At 68.6% G+C, this 6,870-nt stretch carries 6 protein-coding genes; 2 read left to right on the forward strand and 4 right to left on the reverse strand.

Annotated elements, in window-relative coordinates; translation table 11 throughout:
* Window positions 1–236: 236 nt before the first annotated feature.
* Window positions 237–788: a carboxymuconolactone decarboxylase family protein gene (locus VXC91_RS40835; RefSeq protein ID WP_329512426.1), complete on the forward strand. Its 552-nt coding sequence runs from the start codon at window positions 237–239 to the stop codon at window positions 786–788.
* 239 nt (window positions 789–1,027) lie between these two features.
* On the opposite strand, the gene VXC91_RS40840 is transcribed toward VXC91_RS40835, so the two are convergent.
* A complete protein-coding gene (locus tag VXC91_RS40840) occupies window positions 1,028–2,251 on the reverse strand; it encodes a cytochrome P450 family protein (protein WP_329512427.1) in 1,224 nt (407 codons plus the stop codon).
* A gap of 617 nt (window positions 2,252–2,868) precedes the next feature.
* Here VXC91_RS40840 and VXC91_RS40845 point away from each other — a divergent pair.
* The gene (locus VXC91_RS40845; RefSeq protein ID WP_329512428.1) at window positions 2,869–3,822 is read left to right on the forward strand and encodes an LLM class flavin-dependent oxidoreductase; all 954 of its coding nucleotides are present in this window, start codon (window positions 2,869–2,871) and stop codon (window positions 3,820–3,822) included.
* A 224-nt stretch (window positions 3,823–4,046) separates the two neighbouring features.
* Here VXC91_RS40845 and VXC91_RS40850 read toward each other — a convergent pair whose 3' ends face one another.
* The 3 genes from VXC91_RS40850 to VXC91_RS40860 form a co-directional block, all read right to left on the reverse strand.
* The gene (locus VXC91_RS40850; RefSeq protein WP_329512429.1) at window positions 4,047–5,231 is read right to left on the reverse strand and encodes a CaiB/BaiF CoA transferase family protein; all 1,185 of its coding nucleotides are present in this window, start codon (window positions 5,229–5,231) and stop codon (window positions 4,047–4,049) included.
* Window positions 5,228–5,437: a hypothetical protein gene (locus tag VXC91_RS40855; protein ID WP_329512430.1), complete on the reverse strand. Its 210-nt coding sequence runs from the start codon at window positions 5,435–5,437 to the stop codon at window positions 5,228–5,230. Before VXC91_RS40855 ends, VXC91_RS40850 begins: the two co-directional genes overlap by 4 nt.
* A 252-nt stretch (window positions 5,438–5,689) precedes the next feature.
* Window positions 5,690–6,870, reverse strand: a 1,181-nt coding sequence (locus VXC91_RS40860; protein ID WP_329512431.1) for a CaiB/BaiF CoA transferase family protein, incomplete at its 5' end; no start/stop codon positions are given.

A 6,870-nucleotide genomic window follows, 5' to 3' on the forward strand; every position in this document is an offset into this window, starting at 1 on the left:
GGGTACGGCCGCGGTCGACGCTGACGGTGTTCATCAGCTCGACCGGCAGCGGTTCTCCCAGCAACGGCGCGCTCGTGGTCACACCCTCGTTCCTCATGCCACCAGGGCATCTCGTGCTAATGGATAACTGCCACGATCTCCATTTGACGACGAACGGTAGATGTGCCACAGTTCTAATGGCTAGAGGACATCCAAACGTTAGGGATTGGATGTCGCAGACATCAGAAGGAGTCGCAATGTCGGCGCTGCCCCAGATCAACCCCGCCGAGGCCACCGGTGAGGCCGCCACCCTGCTCGCCGAGCTCAAAAAGAGCATCGGCCCGGTTCCGAACATGGCGAAGGCGATGGCGAACAGCCCCGCCCTGCTCAAGGGGTGGATGAGCCTCTCCGGCGCGCTCGCCGGCGGTGTGCTGCCCGGCCCGGTCCGCGAGCGCATCTCGCTGGCCACCGCCGAGTACAACCGGTGCACCTACTGCCTGTCCGCCCACACCTTCCTGGGCAAGAAGGTCGCCAAGCTCGACGAGGACGAGATCGAGCGGGCCCGCCACGCCACGTCCGCCGACCCGCACGTGGCGGCCCTGCTCGCGCTCTCCGACGCCATCGCCCGCGGCCGCGGCACGGTGGATGAGGCGGCACTCAAGGCTGCCCGGGCCGCCGGCGTCACCGACGCCGAGATCGCCGAGGTCATCGGTAACCTCGCCCTCAACATCCTGACCAACTACTTCAACATCGTCGCCGACACAGACAACGACAACCCCGTCGTCGTCACACCTCACGGGCACGCCTGACGACCCCAGCCGTGCGGGTCGCCACGCCCTGTCCCGCCGACCGCGACCCGCACGGCTGAGGTCCCGTCCCGGCTCGGCGCTCCCTCGGGGGGAGCGCCGAGCCGCCAAGGGGCACGGTCAAGCGGTGTGACGGCAGGCTTCGGGTCATCCACGGCGGCCGGCCGGTCCACTGATTCAGCGTGGACACCGGCCCCGGCCTCGGTCTTGGATCCGGCCTGCGAGTCATGCGAGGAGGCTCGTCATGGACGACCGGGAGTGAAGGTGACGGGAAGGTGTTCGGGGCCGCGCAGTCCGCTGGGTCTCCACCGCAGTTCGCTGGGAGGCACGGCCAGGGTGAGGCCGGGAAGGCGCCGCAGGACGGTCCCGATAGCGACCTGGCCCTCCAGCCGGGCCAGCGGTGCCCCCAGGCAGTAGTGAATTCCGTGCCCGAACGCGAGATGTGCGTTGTCCTGCCGGGTGATGTCCAGGCGATCGGGGTCGGTGAACCGTGCCGGATCGCGGTCGGCGATGGCGGAGGCGACCACCACCGTCGCTCCGCGCGGGATCGTCACGCCCGCGATCTCGACGTCCTCGCGTGTGAACCGGGCGATCCCGGGGTTCACCGGCCCGTCATAGCGGAGGAACTCCTCGATCGCGTCCGGCAGCAGCGCCGGATCGTCCCGGAGCGACGTCAATTGGTCGGGGTGGGTGAGCAGCGCGGTGATGCCGCCGCCGATCAGGTTCACGGTGGTGATGTATCCGGCTACCAGCAACAGGAACGTCATGGCGACGAGTTCGTCCTCGTCCAGCCGCTGCTCCTCGTCCCGGGCGACGATCAACGCGCTGAGCAGATCGTTCCCCGGCCGGTCCCGTTTCGTCTGCAGAAGCTCGGTGAGGTACGAGCGCATGTGGCGCCAAGCTGTGTCCACCACTGCCGGATCCGGTGGTTCCGATCCGCGGCGGATCATGTCGTCGGTCCAGCGCTGGAAGTCGTGCCGGTCCGCCGTGGGGACCCCGAGCAGTTCACTGATCACAGTGACCGGAAGCGGCAGGGCGAAGTCCTTGACGAGGTCAGCACGGCCCGTCGGCACGATCGCGTCGAGCAGGCGGTCGGTGATCGCCTGGACGCGGGGCCGGAGCTCGGCCACCCTGCGCGCGGTGAACGCCTTCGACACCAGGCGGCGTAGTCGGGTGTGGTCGGGCGGGTCGGCGCGGAGCATGGTGCGCAGAAAGGATTCGCGCTCCGTCGCAGGTAGCTGCTGCATGAGTCGAGAGTCCGAGGCGTCTCGGATGTCGCTGCTCAGCCGTGGGTCGGACAAGGCGGCGAGAGCGTCTTCGTATCGTGTGACCAGCCAGACCTCCAGGCCGCCGGCGATGACGGCGCGCCGCACCGGACCCTCGTCGCGCAGCTGCCGGTAGAGCGGGAAGGGATCCGTGAGGAACTCCGGGTCGGCGTAGGGCAGAAGGACCGGTTGTTGGCTCATGATGCCTCCCGAAATGCGCCGTGATCATGCGTGATGGGTTTGTTCGGCTTTGAGATTGTATGGGCCTATGTAGTCGAATTATGGATTTCATCCGAGGGTCGGTGGGAAGGAGCTGCCCGACGGCTTCCGTTCGGCACTGCGTTGCCGGGGATCACGGCCGCTTCGGCGCCCTTGCCCTCGGCCGTACGCTGCTGGGCGGTCGCCTCGAGCGTCGGCATCGCAGCCGAGTCGGAGTCGGTGCCGAACCGGCCAAGTGGTGCGGCTCGGCGCCGTTGTCGCCCTGGTAGGGGGCGTCGAATGCGAGTGTGACAAAGCCCTGATCGGCCATCTTGCTTGCGTACAGGCCTGCGGTCTGTTTGCCGGTGTGAGCGCCGAGTACTCATCCAGATCGAGGGCTCTCCCTCCCAGGAGGCGCTCCCACTCCTGGCCGGTCGGACCGCAACAGAGCGAGGCACGACCGCCGCCCATGGCACCGGCATCGCGACGCCTTCGCCCTAGGCCGAATGGACCGCACCCTTCTCCTGACCGGCGGCTCGCGACGGCCCGGCCGGAAAGGCCGCGGCGTCCAGCGGCGCGGCACACAGTGCCCGGCAGGTGATGCTCAATAGGATGCCCGGGTGCGATTCGCGATCTCCATTCCGCAGTTCTACGCAGATGGCGAGTTCGATCCGGCCGCGTTCCGCGCCTACGTCACGCGTGTGGAGCAGTTGGGCTTCGACAGCGCCTGGACGCAGGAGCAGACGCTGGGTTCCAAGCCGCAACTCGGACCGATGGAGACGATGACCTACGCCGCCGCGTGCACGGAGCACCTACGCCTCGGATGCGCGGTCTTCGTGTCCACGCTGCACAGCCCTGTCCATCTGGCGAAGAGCATCAGCTCGCTGGACCAGCTCAGCCGAGGCAGGATCGAGGTCGGCTTCGGCACGGGCGGCAAGCAACGTCCCTTCGGGGCCTTCGGCGTCGACCCGGAGCGCTACGTCGCCCGCTTCTACGAGGGCCTCGAGGTGATGACCCGGCTGTGGCGCGACTCCAGCACCCGCTTCTCGGGCGAATTCTGGCAGCTGGCCGACGCTGCGATGGAACCGAAGCCGTTCCAGAAGCCCTACCCTCCGCTGTGGTTCGGCGGCAGCGGACGTACGGCATTGCGCCGCGCCGTGCTGAGCCCCGGCCTGTTCAGCGGCTTCTTCGGGGCCGGGCAGGTGTCGACCGCGAAGTTCGCCGAGCAGGTCGAGATCGTGCGCCAGACTCTGGCCGAGTCCGGCCGGCCGACGGACGACTTTGCGATCGCCAAACGCGTCTACATCGCGGTGGACGACGACGCCCAGCGGGCCCGGGAACGGATCAACGCCGAGCTGGCCGCGCTCTACATGAGGCAGTCACCCGAGGTCGAGGCCGCGGCGATCGCGGGAACTCCTGGGGAGTGTGCTCGCAAGCTGAGCGAGGTCATCACCGCCGGCGCGGAACTCATCCTGTTCACACCGCTGTTCGCGCAGGCAGAACACCTCGAGCGGCTGGCCTCAGAAGTCATGCCAGAACTAGGTGCAACGGCCTCCGGGGAGCACCAGTTGTAGCTCGGGGCACCGGCGACGGAGCGTCAGGAGCACGCCAAAACGTCCACCGCATTCACTACGCCGCCTTTGCGTTCCGATCCAGTGCGCCGCTCGTCGCCCCGACGGAGATCGAGGTGACCGGCCTCCCCGAGGGGGAACCGGCGGTACTCTCCGCAGGCCTCCCGGGCGCCGCTCCTGGCATCACCGCGACCGCGACCCCTCGCCAGACGCCGTGAACTCCCCGGTCAGACCGAGCCATCGGCATGCAGCGCCTTGATCGCTTCGTCGTCGTAGCCGAGTGCGCGCAGCACGTCGTCGGTGTGTTCGCCCACGGCCGGGACCGGGTCCATCCGTGGGGTGACGCCGCGCAGGGTGGCGGGCGGCAGCAAGGCCTTGATCGTTCCGCCGGGGGTTTCGACCTCACGCCAGCGGTCGCGGCCTGCCAGTACCGGATGGTCCCAGTACTCGGCGACCGAGTTGAGCCGGGCGTTGGCCACGTTGGCGCGGTCCAGCAGCTCGGTGGCTCGGGCGGCGTCCAGCTCGGCAAAACGTTCGCTGATGATCGAGTTGAGCTCCTCGCGGTGGGCCACCCGGGCGGAACCGCGGTGGAAGCGCTCGTCACCGGTGATCTCGGGAGCCTCGAGGAAGACATCGCAGAACGAGGCCCACTCGCGTTCGTTCTGGATGGCGAGCAGCACCGTCCCGCCGTCGCCGGCCGTGAACGGCCCGTAGGGGGCGATGGTGGCGTGCTGGGCGCCGACGCGGGCGGGCTGGACGCCGCTGTATGCCGTGTAGTACGCGGGTGAGCCCATCCACTCCGAGAGCGCATCGAAGAGGGACACCTCGACCGGTGTGCCGCAGCCGGTGGTGGCGCGCCGGATCAGTGCGGTGAGGATGCCGGAGTAGGCGTACATGCCGGCCGCGATGTCTGCGATGGAGATACCGACCTTCGCGGGTTCCTCGGGGGAGCCGGTGAGTGAGACGACTCCGGTCTCGCACTGCACCAGTAGGTCGTACGCCTTGTGGTCCGCCCACGGGCCGTGGTTGCCGTAACCGGAGATGTCGCAGACGATCAGCTTGGGGTTGCGTTCGGCAAGTTCGTCGGCACCGAGGCCGAGCCGCCGGGTGGCGCCTGGGGCGAGGTTCTGGACGAACACGTCGGCGTCGGCGAGCAGCGTGTCCAGCACCTCCCGGCCGCCCGGTGTCTTGATGTCGAGGGTGACCGATTCCTTGGAGCGGTTGAGCCAGACGAAATAGCTGGACTGACCGTGCACCGACTCGTCGTAGGCGCGGGCGAAGTCGCCGGTGCCTGGGCGCTCGATCTTGATCACTCGGGCGCCGAGATCCGCGAGTTGGCGGGTGGCGAACGGAGCGGCGACGGCCTGCTCCAGGCTCACCACCGTGATGCCTTCCAGGGGCAGGGCGGTCACTTGGCCTCCTCGGGGTTGCTGCGGAACACCGTGCGCAGTGGCTCGGCAGCGGAGTTCCGGCCGATGTCGTCGAGCAGGCCCATTACATCGTGGCGCCGGCTGCGACCAGGGGCGCGGGCACGGCAACCATGTCGGCGCGGTCGGTGCGGGCCGTGTTTCGCGTGGTCGGTGCCGGTCGTACGGCCCAGGGGGAGCAGCTCTTCCATGGGCAACGGCACCTCGTCGCCTCGTCGTGCGGGGAGGTGCCGTTGGCTCTTTGTGTCGGTTCCTTTCGTCATTGCGGAATCTCACGGCCCGCCCTACCGAGGGGCCGGAAGACGCTCCGCAATGCTCGTGTCATCGGCGATGTCTCGCGCGACCGACTGCGTTCTTCCGCTCCAGGTGCTTGATGGTGTTGGGCGGTGTGTCGCCGTGGCGCTCGTGAGGGACCATGCGGGCCGCCCCGGGGGCCGTGCTCATCAGGCGGCCTTCTCTTCCGTCGTGTCGGGGATGGCGCCCTGGGCGCGCAGCCGGGCGGTCTCGGCGGGGCTGTATCCCAGCTCGGCGAGAATCTCGTCGTTGTGCTCGCCCAGGTCAGGCGCTCGCTTGGCCGGCACCTTGGGAATCCCTCGGACGTTGACGGGGCTGTTGATGGTGTAGTCCAGCTCGCTGACTCCTTCCAGGGGTACGACGATGTCGTTCGCGCGCAGCTGCGGGTCCTGCGCAGCCTCCTCCGGTGTCTGGATGAGGCCGTAGGTGACGCGTTCGCGGTCCAGGGCGTCCTTCCACTCGGAGAACGGCCGTGAGCGGAACTCGGTGTCGAGCAGCTCGGTCAGGGCGGCCGCGTGCTTGGTGAAGTTCTCGGCATCCGCGAAGCGGGGATCCTCGATGAGTTCGGGGTGGCCGATGGCTCGCGCCAGTGCCGGCCAGTGCGCGATTCCCATGGCCAGCATGAACCATCGGCCGTCCGCGGTCCGGTAGGGGTTGGTCAGTGCGTTGACCGGTGCGGTCCGGTCGTGGAGCTCGAACGGTGTGCCGCCTGCGAGCGCGCCGGCGACGAGAGTTCCCGTGGCCCAGACGCCCGTGGCGAGCAGTGACGTTCCTACACTGATGCCTCGTCCGGTGCGTTCGCGGTGGTACAGGCCGGTCACGATCGCGCCATAGATCGCGGTCGCCGTCGTGTAGTCGCCGCTGCCCCAGACCGGCACCGTGGGCGCGGCGCCCGCGTCCCGGGTGGAGGCCAGCAGTCCGCTGCGTGACCAGAAGGCGGTCAGGTCGAAGCCCGGCAGCCTGGCGTCGGCCCCGGCATCCCCGAAGCCGGTGAGGTCGGCGTAGACGACCTTGGGGTTCCAGCCCGAGACCTCCTCGTAACCGAGGTGCAGCTTCTCACGTGTGCCGTGCGGGAAGTTGGTGATCACCACGTCGGCCCACTCGACGAGGCGCTGGAGGACCTCGGTGGTCGCGGGGGACTTGAGGTTGATCACCATGCCGCGCTTGTTGCGGTTGGCGAGGTGCCAGCCGTAGTTGGCATGCGCCTGGGGGCTGGGCGGGACGAAGCTCAGCAGCCGCTGCGGGTCGCCCTGCCCCGGCGGTTCGATCTTGATGACGTCGGCTCCGAAGTCGGAGAGCATGGTGGCCGCGGCCGGTGCGGCGATGAAGG

The organism is Streptomyces chiangmaiensis (assembly GCF_036281785.1).
In the GTDB taxonomy this organism is placed as follows: Bacteria; Actinomycetota; Actinomycetes; order Streptomycetales; family Streptomycetaceae; genus Streptomyces; species Streptomyces chiangmaiensis.